This window comes from Janthinobacterium sp. SUN033 (assembly GCF_030397595.1).
Classification (GTDB): Bacteria; Pseudomonadota; Gammaproteobacteria; order Burkholderiales; family Burkholderiaceae_D; genus Janthinobacterium; species Janthinobacterium kumbetense.
In genome coordinates, this window is the sequence record NZ_JAPQNV010000001.1 from 1,619,346 (window position 1) to 1,640,577 (window position 21,232).

The 21,232-nt window shown below is 56.3% G+C and carries 25 protein-coding genes; 8 read left to right on the forward strand and 17 right to left on the reverse strand.

Going from position 1 to position 21,232, the window contains the following annotated elements:
• Positions 1-2 precede the first annotated feature (2 nt).
• Positions 3-1,775 (reverse strand): ShlB/FhaC/HecB family hemolysin secretion/activation protein, encoded by a 1,773-nt coding sequence (locus OX460_RS07265; RefSeq protein ID WP_289898237.1) that lies wholly within the window; start codon positions 1,773-1,775, stop codon positions 3-5.
• Between the two features lie 790 nt (positions 1,776-2,565).
• Here OX460_RS07265 and OX460_RS07270 point away from each other — a divergent pair.
• Together OX460_RS07270 and OX460_RS07275 are read left to right on the forward strand one after the other, a co-directional pair.
• Positions 2,566-3,168 (forward strand): DUF4291 domain-containing protein, encoded by a 603-nt coding sequence (locus OX460_RS07270; protein WP_289898238.1) that lies wholly within the window; start codon positions 2,566-2,568, stop codon positions 3,166-3,168.
• Between the two features lie 324 nt (positions 3,169-3,492).
• On the forward strand, positions 3,493-3,930 hold the full coding sequence (locus tag OX460_RS07275) for a helix-turn-helix transcriptional regulator (RefSeq protein WP_289898239.1): 438 nt from the start codon (positions 3,493-3,495) through the stop codon (positions 3,928-3,930).
• A gap of 282 nt (positions 3,931-4,212) precedes the next feature.
• On the opposite strand, the gene guaA is transcribed toward OX460_RS07275, so the two are convergent.
• The gene (guaA, locus tag OX460_RS07280; protein WP_034777714.1) at positions 4,213-5,823 is read right to left on the reverse strand and encodes a glutamine-hydrolyzing GMP synthase; all 1,611 of its coding nucleotides are present in this window, start codon (positions 5,821-5,823) and stop codon (positions 4,213-4,215) included.
• A gap of 176 nt (positions 5,824-5,999) precedes the next feature.
• Positions 6,000-7,460 carry an IMP dehydrogenase gene (guaB, locus tag OX460_RS07285; protein ID WP_034752206.1) on the reverse strand — a complete coding sequence of 487 codons (1,461 nt, stop codon included), beginning with the start codon at positions 7,458-7,460 and terminating at the stop codon, positions 6,000-6,002.
• Positions 7,461-7,738: 278 nt separating this feature from the next.
• Here guaB and OX460_RS07290 point away from each other — a divergent pair, with 278 nt between their 5' ends.
• Complete coding sequence (locus OX460_RS07290; RefSeq protein WP_289898240.1) at positions 7,739-8,011, forward strand: hypothetical protein; 273 nt, start codon at positions 7,739-7,741, stop codon at positions 8,009-8,011.
• 12 nt (positions 8,012-8,023) lie between these two features.
• Here the strand turns inward: OX460_RS07290 and OX460_RS07295 are convergent, their stop codons facing one another.
• Both OX460_RS07295 and OX460_RS07300 read right to left on the reverse strand, forming a co-directional pair.
• Positions 8,024-8,266: a hypothetical protein gene (locus OX460_RS07295; protein WP_289898241.1), complete on the reverse strand. Its 243-nt coding sequence runs from the start codon at positions 8,264-8,266 to the stop codon at positions 8,024-8,026.
• 55 nt (positions 8,267-8,321) lie between these two features.
• The gene (locus OX460_RS07300; protein ID WP_289898242.1) at positions 8,322-8,921 is read right to left on the reverse strand and encodes a hypothetical protein; all 600 of its coding nucleotides are present in this window, start codon (positions 8,919-8,921) and stop codon (positions 8,322-8,324) included.
• 425 nt (positions 8,922-9,346) lie between these two features.
• Between OX460_RS07300 and OX460_RS07305 the strand changes: the two genes are divergently transcribed.
• Both OX460_RS07305 and OX460_RS07310 read left to right on the forward strand, forming a co-directional pair.
• On the forward strand, positions 9,347-9,562 hold the full coding sequence (locus OX460_RS07305; RefSeq protein WP_289898243.1) for a hypothetical protein: 216 nt from the start codon (positions 9,347-9,349) through the stop codon (positions 9,560-9,562).
• Positions 9,563-9,592: 30 nt separating this feature from the next.
• Positions 9,593-10,357 (forward strand): toll/interleukin-1 receptor domain-containing protein, encoded by a 765-nt coding sequence (locus tag OX460_RS07310; RefSeq protein WP_289898244.1) that lies wholly within the window; start codon positions 9,593-9,595, stop codon positions 10,355-10,357.
• 91 nt (positions 10,358-10,448) lie between these two features.
• Here OX460_RS07310 and OX460_RS07315 read toward each other — a convergent pair whose 3' ends face one another.
• Positions 10,449-11,237 (reverse strand): DNA adenine methylase, encoded by a 789-nt coding sequence (locus tag OX460_RS07315; RefSeq protein ID WP_289898245.1) that lies wholly within the window; start codon positions 11,235-11,237, stop codon positions 10,449-10,451.
• 149 nt (positions 11,238-11,386) lie between these two features.
• A complete protein-coding gene (locus OX460_RS07320) occupies positions 11,387-11,638 on the reverse strand; it encodes a hypothetical protein (protein WP_289898246.1) in 252 nt (83 codons plus the stop codon).
• A 436-nt stretch (positions 11,639-12,074) separates the two neighbouring features.
• Between OX460_RS07320 and OX460_RS07325 the strand changes: the two genes are divergently transcribed.
• From OX460_RS07325 to OX460_RS07335, 3 genes are all read left to right on the forward strand, one after another.
• Entirely contained in the window at positions 12,075-12,986 is a 912-nt protein-coding gene (locus OX460_RS07325; protein WP_289898247.1) for a hypothetical protein, read from the forward strand.
• 496 nt (positions 12,987-13,482) lie between these two features.
• Positions 13,483-13,659: a hypothetical protein gene (locus OX460_RS07330; protein WP_289898248.1), complete on the forward strand. Its 177-nt coding sequence runs from the start codon at positions 13,483-13,485 to the stop codon at positions 13,657-13,659.
• Positions 13,649-14,269, forward strand: coding sequence for a hypothetical protein (locus OX460_RS07335; RefSeq protein WP_289898249.1), 621 nt, complete (start codon positions 13,649-13,651; stop codon positions 14,267-14,269). The genes OX460_RS07330 and OX460_RS07335 overlap by 11 nt, the downstream gene beginning before the upstream one ends.
• Positions 14,270-14,557: 288 nt before the next feature.
• On the opposite strand, the gene OX460_RS07340 is transcribed toward OX460_RS07335, so the two are convergent.
• From OX460_RS07340 to OX460_RS07385, 10 genes are all read right to left on the reverse strand, one after another.
• Positions 14,558-14,899 (reverse strand): hypothetical protein, encoded by a 342-nt coding sequence (locus tag OX460_RS07340; RefSeq protein ID WP_289898250.1) that lies wholly within the window; start codon positions 14,897-14,899, stop codon positions 14,558-14,560.
• Positions 14,896-15,291: a hypothetical protein gene (locus OX460_RS07345; RefSeq protein WP_289898251.1), complete on the reverse strand. Its 396-nt coding sequence runs from the start codon at positions 15,289-15,291 to the stop codon at positions 14,896-14,898. The genes OX460_RS07340 and OX460_RS07345 overlap by 4 nt, the downstream gene beginning before the upstream one ends.
• Positions 15,288-15,725: a D-Ala-D-Ala carboxypeptidase family metallohydrolase gene (locus OX460_RS07350; protein ID WP_289898252.1), complete on the reverse strand. Its 438-nt coding sequence runs from the start codon at positions 15,723-15,725 to the stop codon at positions 15,288-15,290. Before OX460_RS07350 ends, OX460_RS07345 begins: the two co-directional genes overlap by 4 nt.
• Positions 15,722-16,051 (reverse strand): hypothetical protein, encoded by a 330-nt coding sequence (locus tag OX460_RS07355; protein ID WP_227742029.1) that lies wholly within the window; start codon positions 16,049-16,051, stop codon positions 15,722-15,724. Before OX460_RS07355 ends, OX460_RS07350 begins: the two co-directional genes overlap by 4 nt.
• A 154-nt stretch (positions 16,052-16,205) precedes the next feature.
• Complete coding sequence (locus OX460_RS07360) at positions 16,206-16,547, reverse strand: hypothetical protein (protein WP_289898253.1); 342 nt, start codon at positions 16,545-16,547, stop codon at positions 16,206-16,208.
• A gap of 9 nt (positions 16,548-16,556) precedes the next feature.
• Positions 16,557-18,320 (reverse strand): hypothetical protein, encoded by a 1,764-nt coding sequence (locus OX460_RS07365; RefSeq protein WP_289898254.1) that lies wholly within the window; start codon positions 18,318-18,320, stop codon positions 16,557-16,559.
• 57 nt (positions 18,321-18,377) lie between these two features.
• On the reverse strand, positions 18,378-19,037 hold the full coding sequence (locus OX460_RS07370; RefSeq protein WP_289898424.1) for a hypothetical protein: 660 nt from the start codon (positions 19,035-19,037) through the stop codon (positions 18,378-18,380).
• A complete protein-coding gene (locus OX460_RS07375; protein WP_289898255.1) occupies positions 19,037-20,161 on the reverse strand; it encodes a baseplate J/gp47 family protein in 1,125 nt (374 codons plus the stop codon). Before OX460_RS07375 ends, OX460_RS07370 begins: the two co-directional genes overlap by 1 nt.
• A 7-nt stretch (positions 20,162-20,168) precedes the next feature.
• Positions 20,169-20,570, reverse strand: coding sequence for a phage tail protein (locus OX460_RS07380; protein WP_289898256.1), 402 nt, complete (start codon positions 20,568-20,570; stop codon positions 20,169-20,171).
• A complete protein-coding gene (locus tag OX460_RS07385) occupies positions 20,570-21,232 on the reverse strand; it encodes a phage baseplate assembly protein V (protein WP_289898257.1) in 663 nt (220 codons plus the stop codon). The genes OX460_RS07380 and OX460_RS07385 overlap by 1 nt, the downstream gene beginning before the upstream one ends.

Genomic DNA, 21,232 nt, shown 5'->3' on the forward strand with positions numbered 1-21,232 from the left:
TATCAATAACTGGCGTTCAGGCTGAAACCTGCCGTATGACTGGCCGTGCGGAAGAGTTCAGGTTTATGCACGGGCCAGCCGACAAAGGCGTCGTACTGCACGCCCAGCCATTGCCCCCGCAAGCCGACGAAGCCGCCCGTCAGGCGGCGCGCGATCAGCCATTCCGCGGACGGCCCCGATACCTCGCCATGATCGAGTCCCACATACGCTTGCTGGCCGCTGCTGCCCAGCGGCACGCCGACTTCGTTGCGCAGCAGCCAGCCCCGTTCGGCCGACAGGCTGCTTTCGCCGTCATAGCCGCGCACCGTGTAGCGCCCGCCGATGGCGAAGCGGTCTTGCGGCACCAGCGGCGTACGGTTGTGCTGCGTGCGCCAGCTGCCCGTGTAGTGCAGCGGCTGGCCAGCCAGCGTGAACGGCGCCGACACGGCCGCGTCGGCCAGCAGCAAGCGCATGCGCGAGGTACCCTCGCCAAACGCTTCCTCGGGCGCGGCCAGCGCCTCCATCGCGCCAGTACCGCGCCGGTATTGCAGGTTGACGTCAAACGTGGCCTGCCCCAGGAATTCGCGGTGGCCGATACCGATTTCCCAGCCGGCCATGCGGCGGCGCTGCACTTCCACTTCCGTGTCGTCGATGAAGTTTTGCGCGGAACGCTGCCAGCCGCGCAGGGAAAGCGTCGTCTTGCGCGACGCATCCCGGTAGACCAGGCGGGACAGTTTCACTTCGCGATTCTGGCTGGCGCCGCTGTAGTTGTAGTCCTGGCTGATGCCGGCCACGGACTGGTGGTAATGGCTGTCGCTGACCGTGAAGGCCAGCAGCCAGTAGGCGTAGGGAATCGAATAGTGGGCCACCATGCCGGCCGTGCCGCGCGGGCCGTCGCGGTCGCCGTCGACGTTCTGGTTCAGGCTCAGGTAAAACAGGTCGTTCAGGGTCAGCCAATGGTCATACGACAGGGTCACGCTGCCCTGCAGCTTGCCCGTCGAGCGCGAACCGCCATCGTCGAGGCCCAGCGCCAGGCGGAACGGCAAGCCCTGCTTCCACTGGATCTGCAGGTCGCTCTCGCCCGGCTTCGCATTGCCGCCCTCGGCCGGCATGATCTGGATATCGGCTTCGGCCGTCGGCACGCGCTTGAAGTTTTCCAGCGCCTGTTCCGTATCGCGCACATTGAGCAAGTCGCCAGGGCGCGCCGGCACGGCATTCCACCACGTGGCGCGGGGATTCGTGCCGGGCGCAAAGCCGATCTGGCGGATGCGCCCCGGTATCAAGGTCAAGGCCAGCGTCCCCTTGCTCAAGTCCTGCGGTTCGGCCAGCACGCGCGTGGTGACATAGCCGCGCGCGATGATGGCGTTCTGCAGCCGGCCCATCAGCACATTGATGGCCTGCGTGCCCAGGCAGCGTCCCAGCGCAGAGTCCGGCGCACCCAGGTCGTCGCGCCCGGCGGCAGCCAGCGCCCACTGGAATTGCGCGGCGCCCTCGCCTCGCAACACCAGCTGGTCAATCGTAAAGCATGGCGATTCGCCCGCAGGCAGGCGGTTGGCGGACGCGGCCGCGGGCGCATCGAGCAGGCGCACGTCGGGAGTGCGTTCCTGCTGCTGGCGCAGGAGGCGCTCACGTTCTTGCTGGCGGATAAGTTCTTGGCTGGCATCGTCGCGCTGGCTGGCGCCAGGCGGATTGGGAAGGGGCGGTGCAATTTCAGGACGGGTCTGCGCGGACACGGCGGCGCACAAGGTGCCGCTAAACAAAAATACACCGCACCATGGCGTCAAGCGCAGGTGCATATGTTGCCTTACGTGAATATTTTCTTAAGTAGATTATAAAATAATTATTTCCGCATGGCAATTTTATTTATTTCTTGAAACTTTACCTCTTTGGTAACCACCTTTCAACTATCCAATTACCACTAGCAAAACAGGTGAGCAGGCGATGGTGCATCGACATGAGCCCATAAAAGAGCCCTGTCAAACAGGTCTTCAGCTTGCTCAGTCATTCCGATACACAAAGTTTCCCACAAAAAACTTACTCCAACTCGATGCTCAATGGGATAGCTAAGCCATGGGCTGTTCTACATTTTCAAACCACTAAACTGCTGCTACCCTCGCAAATACTCTCACCGGATATATCCATCCTGTCCGATTTGTCGCGGACTGGAGGGCAGAGGCAAGCCCGTTCGCTCATACCGGTCACCATATCTTGCGCTTTTCACTGCGCGAGTAAGACAGTCAGTCGAACCGTATACACATTTGAGAAACTGATGCGTACCCTATGGGCTGAGATCGGGTAAGAATACCCCCGGCCTCCCCATCGCCTTGATCGGCAAGCTGCGCACCCTGCGCATGCAGCGGGACGAGGCCAAGGTCGTGTAAGATTTACAAAGCTGACCACGCTCCACTTTCGCCAGTCGGGCCATCCACCTTGCCACCATCCTGATGGGCCCATCGGCATGGGCTATCAACCGGCGACGTATGGCTGGCAGCAAGGATTGCTTAGGCCACGCGCAGGAGTCGGGCGGCACTGTCAGCGTCACGTTAAAACTTGCCGGGATTCTCCCTGGCTTCAACCAAGGTAACAATGCAAGATGATCAGCACCCAACATCAGCCATCCCTGAACGTCAGATCAGGGCCACCTACGACGAATCGACCATCCGTGTCTATCAGGCCTATTCGGATGTGATCGCAGATGACGCATTAACGAACGGCACATTTACTTCGCCCCCATTCAAAATGGAACGCATGACGTGGATTAAACCGTCTTTCTTATGGATGATGTATCGCGCCGGCTGGGGATTCAAAGATGCTGGTCAGCAACGCATACTGGCGATCGATATCAGTCGAGCGGGATTTGAATGGGCACTGGAGCACGGCTGCCTGAGCCACGCGGATACGTCCATGAGCAAGGACGAATGGTCGGCGAAAAAAGAGGCATCGCCCGTGCGCATCCAATGGGATCCAGAACGGGATCTGCTGTTGCGGCCGCAAGCTCACAGAGCCATTCAGATCGGCCTCAGCAAAAAGGCGGTAGAACTTTACGTACATCAATGGATAACCAGGGTGGCGGATGTGACGCCGCTGGCCCATGCAATCCATGCGTTGCTCGCCCAAGAGAAATTTGAGGAAGCAAAGCACATGCTCCCGCAAGAAAAACCGTATTCGTCAGTATTTCATCCATCCTGAGCGCTGACATCCAGGACCTGAGAGCGAGGTCAAGCAAGGTAGCTCATGCAACGCAGGCCACCTCTTAGCAAGCTCAACTGCGTCCAGCTCCCTCCCCTGCGCGGCGCGGGGTCAGATCCGGCATCCGTACACGATCTCAACATTGACCATGCCGACCGGAAGAAATACGAAACAAGGGATGCCGCCATGCCGCTCCCGGGCGGTAAAATCATTGCTGTTGACCAAGCTGTGGCTGGCAGAACGCTCTTGCTCCTGTCATCACCGTGGAGACAGCTGCACCACAGCCGGTCATTCACGAACGGTATATATTGAAAGGCAATATGTATGTCTGGCAACACCCATGTTTCTGAGCGCCTCAAAAGCTGCCGCGAGAATCTTCGTATCTCACAAGTGCTGCTTGCCGAACTGGCGGGCATCAATCCCACGCAACTGTATCGCTATGAATCAGGCAAAGCCAAACTGCTTATGGACGCGGCAGAGAAGATTGCCGCTGCCCTCGACGTCAGCACCGCCTGGTTAATGCACGGGACGTTACCCATCGCCAGAGGGACGCAAATCGACCCGCCAGTAGCGGCCGGAGGGGCGCTGATCCTGAATTTTCTGGAACTTCCCCCCATGCTTGCCTCCGCCGTGAAGCGCCTGTCCATGCAAAATGGCTGCACCGTAGAAATAGCGCTGCTGGACCTCGCGCATCAAGGCCTCGAAGCCATCCACAAAAAAACCTTGGATTGCGCCGAGTCCGCAAGCAAGAGCGAGAAATAACCGGATCACTACCTTGCTGAGAAGTCGCGGCAGATGGAGTGGTGCGGCTCACGGGGAAATACGCGCAACGTGATCCATGCGCTGACCTGTAAAGTCAAAAACTGCCTGATGACTGGCTGGATTCATTGACCTGGGATCGCGGTGGCGACGTCAATGCACGCATTTCCTTGGCGCGACGGATCAACCGCACGCACATCAAAAAAATGGCCGTTGATAATTCTTTTTGAATTATCAACGGCCATATATTTTTCACTTTAAAATCAAACAGTTAAAGCGAGCTCATCACTCCCATTCGATGGTCGCCGGCGGCTTGCCCGAAATATCGTAGACGACGCGGTTGATGCCACGCACTTCATTGATGATGCGGTTGGAGACCTTGCCCAGCAAGCTGTGCGGCAGATGCGCCCAGTGGGCCGTCATGAAGTCTTGCGTTTGCACGGCGCGCAGGGCCACCACGTATTCGTAGGTACGGCCATCGCCCATCACACCCACCGATTTGACGGGCAGGAAGACGGCGAACGCCTGGCTGGTCGCTTCGTACCAGTTCGCTGGCAGCGCGTCCGGGTCGACGGCCTGGCCGGCGACGAACTCGTACGGCGTGTTGCGCAGCTCTTCGATGAAGATGGCATCGGCGCGGCGCAGCAGGTCGGCATAGTCTTTCTTAACTTCGCCGAGGATGCGCACGCCCAGGCCCGGGCCCGGGAATGGGTGGCGGTAGACCATGTCATGCGGCAAGCCGAGCGCGACGCCCAGTTTGCGCACTTCATCCTTGAACAGTTCGCGCAAGGGTTCGAGCAATTTGAGCTTCATGGTGTCCGGCAAGCCGCCCACGTTGTGGTGGCTCTTGATGGTCTGGCCTTTCTTGCCCTTACCTGCCGATTCGATCACGTCCGGGTAGATCGTGCCTTGCGCCAACCATTTGGCGTTGACCAGCTTGCCCGATTCAACCTGGAAGACTTCGACGAATTCGCGGCCGATGATCTTGCGCTTTTGCTCGGGGTCAGTGACGCCGGCCAAATGGCCCATGAACTGGTCTTCCGCATCGACGCGGATGACTTTCACGCCCAGGTTCTTGGCGAACATGTCCATCACCATCTTGCCTTCGTCCAGGCGCAGCAGGCCGTGGTCGACGAAGACGCAGGTCAGCTGGTCGCCGATGGCGCGGTGGATCAGGGCAGCCGCGACGGACGAATCGACGCCGCCGGACAGGCCCAGGATGACGTCGTCGCTACCGACTTGCGCGCGGATCTTTTCCACCGCTTCGCTGATGTAATCGGGCATGTTCCAGTCCGACTTGCAGCCGCAGATTTCATGCACGAAGCGGCCGATCATGGCCTTGCCCTGCACCGTGTGCGTCACTTCCGGGTGGAATTGCACGCCGTAGAACTGGCGCTCTTCGTCGGCCATGGCGGCGATCGGGCAGCTCGGAGTGTTGCCCATCAGCTTGAAACCTGGCGGCATTTCCAGCACCTTGTCGCCGTGGCTCATCCACACTTTCAGCATGCCGTGGCCTTCGTCGGTGACGAAGTCGGCAATGCCGTTGAGCAACTTGGTGTGGCTGCGGGCGCGCACTTCGGCGTAACCGAATTCGCGCACCAGGCCATTTTCCACCTTGCCGCCCAGCTGGGCCGCCATGGTTTGCATACCGTAGCAGATGCCCAGCACGGGCACGCCCAGCTCGAACACGGCTTGCGGTGCGCGCGGCGAATCGCCGTCCAGCGTGGAATTGTGGCTGCCCGACAGGATCACGCCGGCGGCGCCATAGTTGCGCACGAATTCATCGCTGACGTCATACGGGAAGACTTCGGAAAACACGCCGGAATCGCGCACGCGGCGGGCGATCAACTGGGTGACTTGGGAACCGAAATCGAGAATGAGGATTTTAGAGTGCATGGTCGGAGCTTTATTCAGGGTCAATTGCAAAACCGGCGCACTGGGCGCCGGTCTGGACTTTCGCTACCACAATAGCGTAGCTGGAAAACTGTTCAGGGCAAGGCGCAGTGCCGAAGACAGTACGAATAGTACGGCGAGGCACTGGAACGCAGCCATGGACAGTTTCTCCAGTACGCTTACTCGGAGCGGTAGTTAGGCGCTTCTTTCGTGATCTGCACATCATGGACATGCGACTCGCGCATGCCGGCCGAGGTGATTTCCACGAATTCCGCTTTTTCGCGCAGTTCGTCGATGGTGGCGCAACCGCAGTAACCCATCGATTGACGCACGCCGCCCACCAGCTGGAAGATGATCGCCAGCACGCTGCCCTTGTAGGCCACGCGGCCTTCGATACCTTCAGGCACGAACTTGTCGGCCTTCATGGTGGCGTCCTGGAAATAACGGTCAGCCGAACCATCGGACATCGCGCCCAGCGAACCCATGCCGCGGTACGATTTGTAGCTGCGGCCCTGGTACAGGATCACTTCGCCCGGTGCTTCTTCCGTACCGGCAAACATGGACCCCATCATGACGGTCGAAGCGCCAGCGGCCAGCGCTTTCGAGATATCGCCCGAGAAACGGATACCGCCGTCGGCGATACATGGCACGCCCGTGCCTTCCAGCGCTTCGGCCACGTTCGAGATGGCCGTGATTTGCGGCACGCCCACACCGGCGACGATACGCGTGGTGCAGATCGAGCCAGGACCGATGCCGACCTTGACCGCATCGGCGCCGTATTCGACCAGCGCCTTGGCGGCGGCGGCGGTAGCGATATTGCCGCCAATCACTTCGACTTGCGGATACTTGGTCTTGATCCAGCGTACGCGGTCGAGGATGCCCTGCGAGTGGCCGTGGGCCGTATCGACCACCAGCACGTCGACGCCGGCAGCAACCAGCAGGTCGATGCGCTCTTCATCCTTGGCGCCCACGCCGACGGCAGCGCCGACCAGCAGTTTTCCCTGGCTGTCTTTCGACGCGAACGGGTGGGAAGTCGACTTCTGGATATCCTTGACGGTGATCAGACCGCGCAGCTCGAACGCGTCGTTGACGACCAGCACGCGCTCCAGGCGGTGCTTGTTCATCAGGCGCTTGGCTTCGGCCGTATCGGCGTCTTCCTTGACGACCACGAGTTTTTCGCGCGGGGTCATCTTGGCGGAAGCTTCCGCGTCGAGTTCCTGCTCAAAGCGCAAATCGCGGTTGGTGATGATGCCGACGACTTCCTTGCCTTTGACAACAGGGAAACCGCTGATGCCGTATTGTTCCGTCAGGGCGATCACGTCGCGGATTTTCATTTCCGGCGGAATCGTGATCGGGTCGCGCAGCACGCCGGCTTCGAAACGCTTCACGCGGGCCACTTCACGTGCCTGGTCTTTCGGATTCAAATTCTTGTGAATGATGCCGATGCCGCCTTCCTGGGCCATCGCGATCGCGAGGCGGGCTTCCGTCACCGTATCCATGGCTGCGGACAGCAAGGGAATATTCAGGGTGATATTGCGGGTCAGGCGAGTTTTGAGGGACGTATCGGCGGGCAGAACGTTGGAGTAGGCTGGGACGAGCAGCACGTCATCGAATGTGAGTGCTTTTTGAAGTAGACGCATAGCATTTCCTATTGGCGCAAAAGCAGATTATACAGAAATTCTTGATTCTTGTCTTAAACATTCTCAAACCCCTGTAGACATAGAGTGCATGCCATTCTTGCTTTTACGGAATGGTCTGGAAAAGTCTACGTTTTCGCCCAAATTTCGCCCTGGTACTTGCCCGCTTTACTGCCCTACCTGAACTTATATGAGGCTGCGCAAGATCAGGGTGGCGGACACCCAACATACTAGAAAGGAACATGCCACCTACAAGCATAACCCCAAAAGGAAGGATTGCAATGAGGCACGCGCTGGCGACCCTCATCTTACCCACCCTGCTCAGCTGCACTGCCAGTGACATTGCCAAACGCCGCAGTAGTGATCTGATAGGACTGGACAGCTTCGCCCTCGCGGCCCGCTACGGCACGCCCACCAGCTATCAACACCAGGGCGAATACCTGCAGCTGAACTACGGCAGCGCGGCGGCAGGCTGCCAAGTCATCGTGCTGGTCGACCAGCAGCAGCGCGTGTCCGGCTGGGCATCGACGGGCAAAGTGTGCACTGCCCGCTGAGCGACCGTCTGTTCATGTGGGCAGCGGCATTGCAACAAAGCAGTGCTGGCCGTCCAGTTGCTCCCGAAGCGAAGCACGGATCAGTCCGGGCATACCGACACGCGGCCCCAAGCTGCGCTCCAATTCATCGGCCGCCGCCGCGATCTCACGCAGACGCCGCACCTCCCACAAAAGCGCGCGCACGTCGGCCGAGTCATTGCGATTTTGAATTTCTTTCAGCTGCTCGATGCTTAGGGGTTTTCGAATCTTGCTCATAACTTTTCATTTACCCGAGGCCAGATCGTCCTCGCGCGTTAAGTTGATCAGTATTCTATCGAATCATGCGCGCCTCGCTCTTCGTCAGCTCGCGTTCTTTCACGTCGATGCAAACCAGCCACCCACCGCGCTGCAGCTGCTCCGGACAGCTCTCGAAACTCGAGCGCAACTGCAGGCCACCCAGTTCGAACGACTCTTCCGACATCCACTCGATATAACAGTCAATGAGGCGGCCCTCCGGAAATGTGGAAATCTGATGGCCGCGCAGCTCAGCGCACGTGGCGTGGCGCTGAAGCACATTTGAGTAATCGTCAGCTACCGCCAGCAGCCCGCGCGAGCCACCACTCTCACGTGCAAGTTTTTTCGGTAGCGCTACTCCGGATCGATACAGTTCCCTGGCGCGGAATTCGATAGCGTTTTCCGGTACGTGCAGCTTGCACACCCAAGTTTGGGCGACCTCGCGGGTGTGGCCGGACGCATCCCTCGATGCCTCAATGCCGCTCAACACTAGATTCCATCCCTGTGCTCGCACCAGCTTGGGCCTGGCAAGCTGCGCCAGAATGCGCGGCGCGCCTATCGTCTGCAGGCGTGCCACTTTTGAAGGGCGTCGATTCCCCTCCAGCGTTACGTCGATCACGAACAGTTCGAGCAGCATGGCGCCCTCTACTACCGGTGCAGGGGCTGCCAGCACTGCCCCATCCTCTCGACGCCTTGATGCCCAAACCTTCATCATCCATCCAAATATACTGTACAAAAACACAGTATATTGCCAAGCCTAGGAAGCCAAAAGACAAAATTTGTAACTAGAAGAGCCCACCCCGCTCCGCTGTCGCGGCCGGCGCAGGCGCTTTTGCACGAGTTCGCGACTGCATAGGATCGGGCTGCGCGACAAGGATATCTGCAGGATACCGTAAAGATATCCCCTCCATCGCCACCGGGCCTGCTGGGCAGCACTGGCACGAGGTAGGGCCTGCGACTCCCTTTTTTCACCGTTACGACTATTGGAGAGACGAATCAAGAAAAGTTGCACTTTCCGCAGGGAAAGGCGATTATGATATTTTCATTCATAAAGGAGCGAATATGCCGATCATTGGAGCTACAGGAACCACCCTTTCGGTCTTTCAATTTAAGATGTACAGCATTATTGAAGATAACTATATTTTATCTCGGAGGTACGCCGTACCAGCAACCATCGAGCGCATTCATGGAGTTCGCTTTGGTCTATCAATTGAAGTACCTATGTCCGATGTGGATGCCGATGGCTTTACGGCTATCGACTACAGCAAAAAAGATTAATAATTTCAATTCTTGAAATTGGAGAGAGTTTTGAGCACAATATTTTTGAGCCATACAAATGTCGATAAGCCTTTTGCAAGAAAGCTCGGCAACGATTTGAGGAAAGCTGGGCATGCCGTTTGGATCGATGAGGCTGAAATAAATATTGGCGATTCCCTTATAGAAAAAATTCGTTTAGGGCTTGACGAAGTCGACTATGTTGCCGTAATTTTATCCAATGCATCTATTGCAAGCAAATGGGTGACGCGTGAACTCGATATTGCATCCAATCGAGAAATTGAAGAAAATAGAGTTGTGGTATTACCATTACTAATCGAAAAGGTAGAACTTCCAGGATTTTTAAAAGGAAAACTTTACGGCAACTTTATTGAAATTGAAAAGTATGAAGAGGCCTTTCAGCTCCTGATAAGAGCGCTGGGTGGTGCCCCCCCCCCAGCCGCAACACATGACGAATTGGAGGCTTTGCGTGCCGAGGTTGCCGCAGCGAAGGAAGTGGCGGCGCATTATGCAGCTGAATTAGATGGACATCAGAAGCTTGCGTTACGAGGTAAAAGTCAAAAGTTAATTGAAAGCATCAAGACGGCAAACGCTAAATTTCCTCACCATGCAGTTATAAATACGACTCATGCGTTTCAAGCGCTTAGCGCACCAGTGACTTTGGACTATCTGTTATGGGCAATTGCAAAATCACATCGAAAAGGTGGACATCCACTTGAGGCATTAATCAGTATGGATAACAAGTGGCCAGAAGTTGAGGCAATGTTAGATGCTTATAATGACCTATTGGAAGAGTAGCATCCTAGCGTGCGCCTATTAAGTAAATTATTACTCTACCGCCAGGAGTTGACTATATATAAATCGATCCTGGCGATACTTAATTTTTTCCTTAAAATAACCCGGCAGGTTCCGCAACCCTATCCCAACTGTAAATAATCAGTTCCCGGCGCTCGACTCCCTTGCCACCTCCGGCCACGTTGTACTGGATGCCGGTTGTATCCATCTGGAAACCGGCAAACACGCGCCGGATGTCCGGATGGTCATTCAGGCTCAAGATGACCTTACCCTTCAGCCGGGCCAGCAGCTCGGCCATCTTCTCGTACTGAGCGAATTCAAACTCCACGCCATAGCCGGCCGTCTCCCAGTACGGCGGGTCCAGGTAAAACAGCGTATGCGGCCGGTCGTAGCGCTCCAGGCATTTGTACCAGTCCAGGTTCTCGATGTAGGCGCCAGACAGGCGCAGGTGCGCGGCCGACAGGTTCTCCTCGATGCGCAGCAGGTTAAGCGGCGGCGCGGTCGTGGCCGTGCCCCACGTCTGGCCGTCGACCTTGCCGCCGAAGGCATGCTGCTGCAGATAGAAGAAGCGCGCCGCGCGCTGCAGGTCCGTCAGGGTGTGCGGTGGCGTCTCCTGCAGCCACTTGAACACCTCGCGGCTCGACAGCGCCCACTTGAACTGGCGCACGAATTCCTCCAGATGATTCTTGACGACGCGGTACAGGTTGATCAACTCACCGTTGACGTCGTTCAGCACCTCAACCTCGGCCGGTGGTCGCATGAAGTACAGCGCGGCGCCGCCGGCGAAAACCTCTACGTAGCAGGTGTGAGGCGGAAATTGCGGGATGATGCGGTCGGCCAGGCGTCGTTTGCCGCCGATCCAGGGGATGATGGGAAAAGCCAAAATGTGAACCTCCTAATGTTAGAGTCGAATTACCTCCCCGAGGTAGCACGAGCCAACTTGGTTCACTGGCCTGGCCAGCGTGCCGAGGCTGATTGCCGCTGTTGATGCAGCGACAATCAGCGCTCTGCTCTACTAATCTACATTCCCCCTCACAAACTCATGGCATGAACGTCGCGCAGCCGCTGCCCCTTGCGTTCGGCCAGCATCTCATTCGCGCAATGCGGCACCATGCCAAAAATGGCCGGGACGATTTCCAGCTGGCCTGGTGCCTCATGAGAGCCGCGCAGGATGGGTGCCATGTAGCCGGGCCACGCCTCGGGCGGCAAGTCGAGTTGAGGCGATCGAACACCGATGCGGTCTTCGATTTGCTCTTTACGGCTGGGGGTGTAGTCGGCGCACATGTGATATGTGAACACTATAGTGCATTATCGATGCTGCGACAATTTCACCAACACAGACCATATAAATCACTTTCTGCCGTGCCGCAAGGGTCAGGTGCTAAATCCTGCACGAAGATGCAGACGAAAAGTGGGTGGCATATGTGGCTATGGGGAAGTCTTAGGGCGGTGCTGGGCTGCAATTTAGCCAAATGAAATACCTCGAGGCCGTTCCATCGCTTTGGCAAGATCGACTGAAACTTCAGCAATTCGGCGCCCGGGGATTCTCAGCATACGACCAGATCAAAAGCAAGCCAACACATTGGATATACTTTAGAGGGGTCTCAAGCTATGACGGAAAATTTCGGGGAGGTAGGACATGAGATCGTGGCATGCATACTGTTGACAATTATTCCTCGTCAACGTATCTTGCAACATCGAAAATTATTTCACTAATTCCATGAAAATTGATTTCTCTCCCCAAAAAAATTTATTCTCCCTGCCTATTGTCCAATGGGGAGGTGGATTTATCCTTTCTATTGCAATAATTAGCTCCGTTCTAATTGCTTACGATTTACGACACATACCATTTGAATTCAATTCAAATGGATTCGAAAAATTCGCAAATCATTTTAAGGTTCCTGCCACATTTCTTGCGATCATGGCAGCTTTCATTGGATTGTGTGCAGCAAATCATAGGTCCGAACAGTCCAAAGCACAAATAAAATTAACATCCGAGCAAAACACATTCTCAAACCACTATAAACACCTTGAAGAATTTGAAAATTTTCTTAAAATAATCCATGAAAAAGAGCAGGAAATCCTAGAGCAAAAAAAAGAACGCTATAAAAAAGATAGAAAATTTGAGACCTTGGCACACTCGGAACTACTAGGCCCACACATAGACACAAATCAATATAGATCGCTGTATAGGATGATATATCCAAAATCAAACTCTGGAAATTTTAAACCATCCTTTGAGTATAAAAATAGCATAAACTCCTTTACAAAATTTATCCTTGAAACCTACCCTACACTGTTCAGCAATAATGTGAGTGTAGTTAAGGATGGAATTCTGAATACTCACATAAAAACAAAAGAATTCAAAAGTAAGAATTTTATAAATATAGATTATGACACTTATGAATTCGCCAGACTAAAAGACAAAACACTCAAGGTACCACATGGGGATTTTATGTTTGTATTTATTGAGGCATTTGGCGCAATTGATATAATTAATAGGGTCATGGATTTTGATTTTAATCATCAAACAACCGATGAATTTGAAAAAATTAAATTTCTGAACAATCCTGATAAATTAGAAACAATAAAATTGGATATGTATAGTGAAAAGTCCTCTCTATTTACCTAACTATATGGATATCAATGCCTTAATTGGGCCGTAGTTTTGGTGACCTGTTGTCGCGTTTCCGCCAAGTTCTTCGCGGCGCGCTGCGTCGCACCCGTGCGACGAGGATACAGGCACTGAGCAATTCGCTGGGGCTGATCACTGCTGCCAAGAGCATGTGCTGCCGGACAACACGGTGCTCAGGCATCACATGCTGCACGACTATGCAGACGAGAAGTGTGTAGCTTGGGCAGTCTTGGGAGAAAAGCTGGAAGTGCTGATCGTTAGTTAGACCTGTTGCGTCGACCTGCGGCCAAGGAACCCGCTCAGTTTTGAGCAGGTCATCCATCATTCGCGGCTCAATAACGAGCTGCGAATGGAAAGTGGTGCATTGTCAATATTATCACAAATAAGACCCACTATTCGCGCCTCAAGGACGTATGCAGAAAACCCGCTCAAACTAGCACCCACCCATGTTTGACTTATACAAAATTTATTAACTCTATTATTAGGAAAAATCATGGGCAAAGCTAGCCGAAAAAAACGTGCAGCAAGGACCAAGTTACAAATTTCAGCAATGCTGAAACGCTATAGCGATTCGGGTATCGGTCACGGCATAAATTTTAGGAAAAAAAATATTGCAACCCGAGTGTTTACTGGTGGGCCAGTATACCGTTTTTTGAAAAATGAAAAATGAAAATTATGCAAATGATCTTGTTTTAGGAATTGTATCTTTGGGCACTTTGGAAATGTGTAGAGCATATGAAGATCCATTTCAGGGCGATGCCAAAGAGGCGATGCACAGTTATAATTCAGGAATTATCATAGGCGACGGGAGCGATACTAACTTCCAAAAAATTGCTCGCGCATTACAAATATCTGTAAGCGAAGATTGTTATGACATCAGCTTCATAAATACGCATTCATCGAGAAAAATTGAAGATGCATATGTCATATGCACATCTGAGTTCTTCATCAAAGAAGATTTCAAGGAATCTTTTGGAGATTATTGCGTTGAAATTTCCGATCCAGATCTATTTTATTCTTTAATATCGGAAGCTTTAGAGAAAATTTTTATAATTAAATCCTCTTCATGGGGTGCGGTTCAGTACAGAGAACGTCACTTTGAAGGACTTGACGACCCTAATGGAATGATAGGTTTTATAAAGCCGGAAAAATATGACAGTCAAAATGAAATTCGTTTTTTATGGGAGTGCATTAACAAAGATCGCTCAAAAATTGAAAAATTAGATCGTTTAAATATAAATATTCCTGGCATTCGTGCACTATGCAGAAGGGTTCTTTAAAATACAATAGACAGATAATTAAATCACCCTGATCAAAAGCCCCCCGTCTATGGCATGTAGAACAATAATACCATCTAACAATTCCGTCAATTTTAGTCTAACCTTGATTGGACCAACAAAAATTTACGGGAACTGTTGATTGCGCCAGCTTAGAATTAGTCAGATTTATTATCGATCTATTGTAATCTTTCCTAAAAAAGACTGGCAAGCGCGTCCTGCCGCCGCTACCTATTACCTACTCCGTCTGCAGGATCAAGGCTTGAATATCTCGCGCCACAGCGTCAGGAACTATCCCGCTGGCGGTATTGGCTGCAGCGCCTCCTTCGACGCCATCGGCACCGACCGGGGCGGCAGGTCCAGCACATGCACAGAAGGCGGGCTTGCAATGCTAAGGCAGCCCTCGATAATTGCCTCCAGCTCACCCTCATATTTCCGTCCGCGCAGCCAGTCGCGCACCAGCGCCAGGACAATCTCCCCATCCTTTACTACTGGCGTCAGCTGGTCGAACTCGTAGGCCGGCCGCCGCGGCGCCACCTTTACACATGGTGTAAAGACAGGAACTTCGACCCGCTGCGGCGCCAGCGGCGCGCTGCCGCAGCCGGCCAGCACCAATACAAGCATCCATTTCATCGCACGCCCTCCAGCAGCAGCCTGACGGCCGGCATAGCCTCGTCGCAGGTCGTGGCGCGCGCGCCCATGATCTGCGCCAAGGTCGCGTCGTACTTCTTGCCCTTGGCAGCGGCGGCCGCTTGCGCCGCCGCGCCGCGCTCCTGCGCCGCCAGGGTTGCCTTGGCCATGCCATCGATGGCGCGGTTTTGCTCGGTGATCGAGCTGCGCAGCTGCGCGCTGACGCCCTGTTCCAGTACCAGCGCCGCGCGCGCGGTGTCGCGGTCGCTGGCGGCCAGCCACCAGCCGGTACCGGTGGAACTGGCAACAGCCAGCAGAACACCGGCCAGGACGATGGCCACCGCCTTCCAGATTCCGCTGACGGAGCCGGCGGCCAACGTGCCCAGCGCGCTCATACGATTCCCGCCACGTAGCTGACGCCGCCGCCGGCAAACTTGGCCGTCAGCACTTGGCGCCGCGGCGCGCCGACCGACAGGCCGATGTGCACCCACGTTCCCTCGTAGATCAGCTGGTCGAAGGCGATATCGCTTTGGCGGATCAGCAGGGCCAGCGCCTTGGGCGCCAGCTTGGCCGTGCGGATATCGGCAGCCAGGCCAAGCATGTGGGCGCTATTGCCGGCGCCGCCTACGGCCTTGTTGAGCGCGGGCGAGCGGTAGCCGCTGGAAATGGCGATGGGCGCACCGACCAGCGTGCGCACCTGCTCCAGCAGCATGGCCAGGCGCGTGAGGTTGGCGACGATTGCGGGCGCCGGCGCGTTGTCGATGCCCTTGCCTGTGGCCACCTGCGAGGCGACCAGTTCGGCCAGGCTGAAATGGGGACTCAGGTTCACAGGCCACCCCGCACATCCTTGACGACGGCGGCCGCATCGCGCGCCAGCTCGCCGATATCCTTGTCGCGGCGCTTGTCGAACCAGCGCACCGTGGCGCCCAGCACCCACCAGGCGGGCAGGCCGGCCGCCACCATCAGCGGCGCTGCAATGAAGAGGAAGCCCAGGGCGGGGTCGCTGCCGTACAGCACGGCGACGGCGCGCGCGCTGTCGAACAGGCCTGGCATCCAGTTGCGCACGACCACGACCAGGGCCGGGCCCATCAGGGCGGAAAAGAGAATGGTGACGAAGAAGCGCACGCCCGCTTCCTTGGCAGTTTTTGGCCACATGAACATGAATCCCAGTGAGGTTGCGGCAGCGCCGGCCAGGACCGGGATGCCAAAAATTTTGATCAGTGCGCCGCCAGCGGCGGTTGTTTCGATGGCCATGTAGTGCCTTTCAGGTGGTGGAAATGAAAAAGCCGCCCGTAGGCGGCAATTGTGGTCAGGTCAGTTTCTTTCGCAGGTCAGAAATCTGTTCATCAAGGGCGAGCAACCAGCCATCGTCAGTTCCCAGCGCAGCCTCACGGATGCGGCGCGGCGTGGCGGTACTTTCCAGATCGGCTATTTCCGCAAGAATTTGCGCATTGCAATTGACCGGAATGTCGACACAGGTCAGCACGCCGTCGGAAAACGAGAACGCGCCACCGGCCGCACGGCATGCCGTTGCAGCAATGAAATCATCTTCGCCGACCTCAACAACGTCGTCAGGCAGCGTACCAGCCGCCTCAAACGATGCCCGCAACGCCAGGGCATAAAAAAGATGGGTAGCTTTTGAATAGAGCATGACGGTTCCTTAAGATGATTTTCCGATTACGCGTACATAGGCAATCGTTCCGGCTGGTGCGTTACTGGTAAATGATGCCGTGCTAAGGCCAGGGACGGCATTCGAGCTGGTGTAATAAGGCGTTCCCCCTGAAGAGGAATTGCACGCCCACACTCCATAAGGCGCAACCGAGGGGAAAGGTGTTGGAAATGTCCATACTGTGCTGGTACCCGGCGCACCCAACGTGACTACTCCCCATTGCTCCAAGACCCCGCCCGCCGAAGTTTGATAACCGTTTGGCGCCAGGGATGAGCTTCCGGTGTTGCCGTACTGCGTCCAGTTACTGCCATCGGAAACCAGCGCGAGCGACGTACCCGCCCCCTGTATTGGGAACGCGGCGGCATAGGTGCCATTGATAAAAATCAAACCAGCTGGAGTGGAAAGCGTTACTTTGGCCGATGTGCCGAGCTGCAGATTAATCGTAGAACCCGAGATGCCAACTGGCGTAGGCAAACCCAGCGTTAGCGCAGCGCTGCCGCCAACTTCAATGAGCATCCCGACATCGTCCACAGTCAACGTGGTGCTTGCGGCAATCACACGCACGCCCCGAAGGTTGCCAAGGCCGCGCTGCAAGGCCGTAGTGGTTGCGATGCGATCGCTATTATCAAATTGCGGAGGCGTCACAGCTTTGTTCGCAAAGTAGTTCGCCAATTCGGCGTTCTGAGATAAATTGGCCGTCGACAATGTGACCTGCCAGCCCGAACTGGTGGCGGCAAATAGACGCGCAGCCTGCCCTTTTAAAATAACCAATTGACTGATTGGTTCGCCCTGATTGATGACAACACCGGCAGCAGGAATAATTTTGGTGGATGCAGAATTCCCCGAGTAGCCGAAAACATCGAACGCGGCACCGATAGGGATGCCAAGTGAGGACGGGGATGGAAGGGTTAGCGTCCCTGCAAACATGTATAGAATTTTCCCAATATCATTGACCGCGAGTGCACGCGATCCATCGACAACAACGTAGCCGTTGTAGCTGCCCTGCGCACGCTGTACAGCGGCCATCGTGGCCATCTTTGTGCTGGAATCAAATTGGGCAGGGGTTGGCGCTGTCGGCGAAACCGTGAACGCATTCAACGCATTCAGCATTGCAGCTGTACCAGAGAATGGGGCACCGGCCGCCTGAGTGATGTTGCCAGCCGTGATCGCTGTCTGCCCGTTCGCAACCGTGACGACCCACAGGCCGACATAGCCGGCATCCGCCACCGGCGTCACCTGCGATCCAGTCAAGGTCGCAATGCCAGCCTTTGCCGACAGCACCACAACTCCATCGCGCACCGTATTGTTCGTCGTGCCGGCGCCGGCAGGGCCACTGTAGGCGGTCGACGGATTGCTGGCGTTGTAGTACGGCAGAACCACCGCCCCGCTGTCCACTTCGGAAAATGCTGCCTGAATCAGATAATTAATGCTTTGGCCAGCCATAGCGGGCGCTGGACACGTCAACGTCACGGAATCCATCGAGATCCCCTGCTTCATGATCGAATGGGTGGTGTCGGCGGCAATCGAACTATACGCCGTGCCGTCGATGTTCTGTAGGCTGTAGATTTCGCCAGGGGATACTACGACGCTGAGCGCCGCAGGGACGTTTGGCGCGCAAGTGAGGCCGTTGACCATCGTCGCGGTGCCGATAATTGCCGCCGTCAACTTTGCCAGTGCAATCATCGTGTTCTTGTTCGTGGCAAGCAGGTCGGTCTCCAGGGGGATTTGGCCAGGGTAGATAATTTGTCGTTTCAAAATTTACTCCAAAAAAAGAGCCGCATGTGCGGCCCTTGGTGGTGAGTTGTATTTTTATCAGGAGCGGATATTCATCCAGACGATAGTTCCGACCGGCTTCACACTGTCAACGGCCGCATACAAGTCAGCGTCGGTCACTGCGCCAGTGCTTTGCGACATCGTCGCGTAGGAGGCACGCGACGGCGCACTGTAACCGCCTGGCGGCGAGCCGTAGCCTGCTATGTACGGAATACCCGACGACGCCGGCCGGTAAGCCTGCACGAACGCCTGGAACGGCAGCAGCATTGAGCCGTAGGCCCCAGCCACGCCGTAGCCGCTGTTTGGCGCACTATACGCACCGGTGTCTGCGGGCCGTTGGGGCTCGATGATGATCGGCGCGCGCCCAGTCAGGTCAGTCAATACCCGGGTGATGGCATTGCGCGTGGCGCGCTCACGAAACAGGTTGATGATGATTCGCGCGCGGAAGCTAGCGTCGGACTGGTTTGCAGCCCGTATCAGCGCATTACCGAAAAAATCTGCGGCAATCATGTCAAGCCAGCCGTCAGTCGCGGTCTTGATGCGGGTTTGCAACACCGCATACTGGAAAAGCGAATATGTGAATGCGGACACGTTGGCCAAACCATGTACCAACGCGTCAATCAGGTCCGGCACAGGACCGAACCATGGAGGCAGCACGCTCTTGATGCGCGCAACGATATCGGATTGATCGCCTGTCATCACGCCACACTCACGGTTCCGGTCTTGATGACCTGTAGGGCGGTGGCATCCAGGTCTGCCGTGCCGCCATTGAGCATTACAGCGGTCACGTTCGTAACACCAGGTGAGGCATCGTAGGCGATCTGAGTCAAACGCGAGAACGCCAATTTCTGCCCCAGAGTCAGAGAATTGACGTAGCCACCCTGCGCCAATGCCACGAGCGCGGCCGTCGCTGTGTGGTCATAGCCGGCAGCCGTAGTGATCGTCATAGCGATGTCGGCGGTTACCACCACGGGGGCAAAAACGCCGAACGTTGATGTAAACGGACGAACCAGGTCGATCGCATTTGCCGCCGAAAGCAGAAGTTGCGATGGAGGGTAGCCAGTGCCATCATCGACGACAGCGAAAAAGTAGCCGTTCTGTACCACGCCGCCGTAGGTGAAATTCTCGGTCAGCGAGAAAGTCACGCCCTGCGCCAGCGACGTGATGGCGTTCCCGATCGCCAGCTTGGTCGCCTTCGACAGCGAGGCGATGTAGGTGATGAAACGGGCTCGCAGTGCAGCGTTTTTCTCTGCGTCGACGCCATTCGCGAAGGCGGTCGGGTTCGTTACGGTATCAACGCCAGGGATTGGTTGGTTGATCAATGCGATCTGGCCGGCCACTGCGTTTGCCGCTGCACCAGGCGTCAATGCGGTCACGGTGATATTGATGCTCGCCACGCCCGGCGCAAGCACGTAGCCGCCCAGAAGCGCGCTGTACGCGACGTTCGTCGCGTCGAGCAGCGCGATATACGCCTGCGTGCCGTCGAGCGTCAAAACGGTGGCGCCAACCGGGACGACAGCCTGGGCGGTCGATGTGAAGCGCGAGAACGAGACCAGGCCCGAGGCCGGAACGGCGCCCAGGCGCACGACGCCAAAGTCAGCCATCCAGCTATCCAGATCAGCATCGTTGGACGTCGCCGCGCGCGTGGCGGCCAGCAACTGCAGGATCAGGCCCTGAAGCCACAGGATAACTGTGGCGTTGGCTTCGACGACGGCGCGCAGGATCGAGCCGACGGTCAGGTTGACCAAACCGCTCGCGGAACCCTGGATCGCCGTGACGGCGTCGCGAACCAGCGTTACAAAATCTTTTGTTGAAATACTCATGATCGCCCTATTTGGTTACATCGAACGCGAGTGCCGCAGAAGCCCCGGTCTGAGCATCGTTGTAGCGGATATCGACCGACACACCACCCTGGATCTCGGCCACCGTGATGACCGGCGCCGGACTGCGCGCGACACAGGCCTCGAGGAACATTTGCCCTTGGATTCGCCCCTTGATTTTCGGAATGTTGACGGTGTCGCCAATCATGCGCGGCAGGCCGGCGCCGTAGTCGGGGTGAAAAATGTAGTCGCCCTGGATCAGCGTGTTGCCGTCAGCGTCGATCAGAGCCGGGTTCGTCAGCAGCCGGCGCAGCACGCGCTGCACGCCCTCCCCTGTGCCGTCCACCTTGAGCAGGTCGCCAGTGGACGACCGCGACAGGTCGCCGCCGAAATAGTGGAATAGATCCGACATTAGCCGCCCTTTACTGTGGTGGTCGCGTGGGCGGCCGTCATCTGCTGATTCGGCGCGCCCGAGACGCCGCCGTGCGGATCGTTGTGCGTGTGCCCGTTGAACAGCGAGATGAACGCGTCGGTGATGAAGCTTTTCAGTGACTGCGCCGCCGCGCCCAGCGTTATGCTCGGTGCCGTCACCGATGCCGACGTCGTCGCAGTTACGGACGCCGTGGTGGCGACAATATTGACGGCACCCGTCGCGGTGATTTGCACGATTGGCGCCGTGGCGTCGATCTCAACCTGAGAATTGATCAAAACCTGGCCGCCGTTAGACAGCTTGAGGAACGCGCCAGCGGCATGCACCAGCCATAACTCGCCGGACACCACCGGCAGCGGCAGATCCTGGTCGTTGAAGGCGCGCAGGCCGGCCACGCCGGAATTGATGTCGCCATTCAAAAACGTGACCTCGACCAGGTCGCCGATGGTCGGCGGGCAGAACATGCCCCAGCCGTTGCCCACCCAGGGCGTCAGGAGCGGGATCCAGCCAGTCATGTTGCCCTGCGGCTGCAACTCCAGGCGCACTGCGTATTTCGCCGGGTCGTAGCTGCGCACGATGCCAGTGCTCGGCAGCGCCACGTCACCGAGAGCAGCCTGTGCCTGCTGGCGCATCGCATTGAGCAT

Bases quoted from the DNA above. Each gene is read 5' to 3' on its own strand.
- OX460_RS07265 (WP_289898237.1), bottom strand. From the start codon at position 1,775: ATGCACCTGCGCTTGACGCCATGGTGCGGTGTATTTTTGTTTAGCGGC.
- OX460_RS07270 (WP_289898238.1), top strand. From the start codon at position 2,566: ATGCAAGATGATCAGCACCCAACATCAGCCATCCCTGAACGTCAGATC.
- OX460_RS07275 (WP_289898239.1), top strand. From the start codon at position 3,493: ATGTCTGGCAACACCCATGTTTCTGAGCGCCTCAAAAGCTGCCGCGAG.
- guaA (WP_034777714.1), bottom strand. From the start codon at position 5,823: ATGCACTCTAAAATCCTCATTCTCGATTTCGGTTCCCAAGTCACCCAG.
- guaB (WP_034752206.1), bottom strand. From the start codon at position 7,460: ATGCGTCTACTTCAAAAAGCACTCACATTCGATGACGTGCTGCTCGTC.
- OX460_RS07290 (WP_289898240.1), top strand. From the start codon at position 7,739: ATGAGGCACGCGCTGGCGACCCTCATCTTACCCACCCTGCTCAGCTGC.
- OX460_RS07295 (WP_289898241.1), bottom strand. From the start codon at position 8,266: ATGAGCAAGATTCGAAAACCCCTAAGCATCGAGCAGCTGAAAGAAATT.
- OX460_RS07300 (WP_289898242.1), bottom strand. From the start codon at position 8,921: ATGCTGCTCGAACTGTTCGTGATCGACGTAACGCTGGAGGGGAATCGA.
- OX460_RS07305 (WP_289898243.1), top strand. From the start codon at position 9,347: ATGCCGATCATTGGAGCTACAGGAACCACCCTTTCGGTCTTTCAATTT.
- OX460_RS07320 (WP_289898246.1), bottom strand. From the start codon at position 11,638: ATGTGCGCCGACTACACCCCCAGCCGTAAAGAGCAAATCGAAGACCGC.
- OX460_RS07325 (WP_289898247.1), top strand. From the start codon at position 12,075: ATGAAAATTGATTTCTCTCCCCAAAAAAATTTATTCTCCCTGCCTATT.
- OX460_RS07330 (WP_289898248.1), top strand. From the start codon at position 13,483: ATGGGCAAAGCTAGCCGAAAAAAACGTGCAGCAAGGACCAAGTTACAA.
- OX460_RS07335 (WP_289898249.1), top strand. From the start codon at position 13,649: ATGAAAAATGAAAATTATGCAAATGATCTTGTTTTAGGAATTGTATCT.
- OX460_RS07340 (WP_289898250.1), bottom strand. From the start codon at position 14,899: ATGAAATGGATGCTTGTATTGGTGCTGGCCGGCTGCGGCAGCGCGCCG.
- OX460_RS07345 (WP_289898251.1), bottom strand. From the start codon at position 15,291: ATGAGCGCGCTGGGCACGTTGGCCGCCGGCTCCGTCAGCGGAATCTGG.
- OX460_RS07355 (WP_227742029.1), bottom strand. From the start codon at position 16,051: ATGTGGCCAAAAACTGCCAAGGAAGCGGGCGTGCGCTTCTTCGTCACC.
- OX460_RS07360 (WP_289898253.1), bottom strand. From the start codon at position 16,547: ATGCTCTATTCAAAAGCTACCCATCTTTTTTATGCCCTGGCGTTGCGG.
- OX460_RS07370 (WP_289898424.1), bottom strand. From the start codon at position 19,037: ATGACAGGCGATCAATCCGATATCGTTGCGCGCATCAAGAGCGTGCTG.
- OX460_RS07375 (WP_289898255.1), bottom strand. From the start codon at position 20,161: ATGAGTATTTCAACAAAAGATTTTGTAACGCTGGTTCGCGACGCCGTC.
- OX460_RS07380 (WP_289898256.1), bottom strand. From the start codon at position 20,570: ATGTCGGATCTATTCCACTATTTCGGCGGCGACCTGTCGCGGTCGTCC.
- OX460_RS07385 (WP_289898257.1), bottom strand. From the start codon at position 21,232: ATGCTCAATGCGATGCGCCAGCAGGCACAGGCTGCTCTCGGTGACGTG.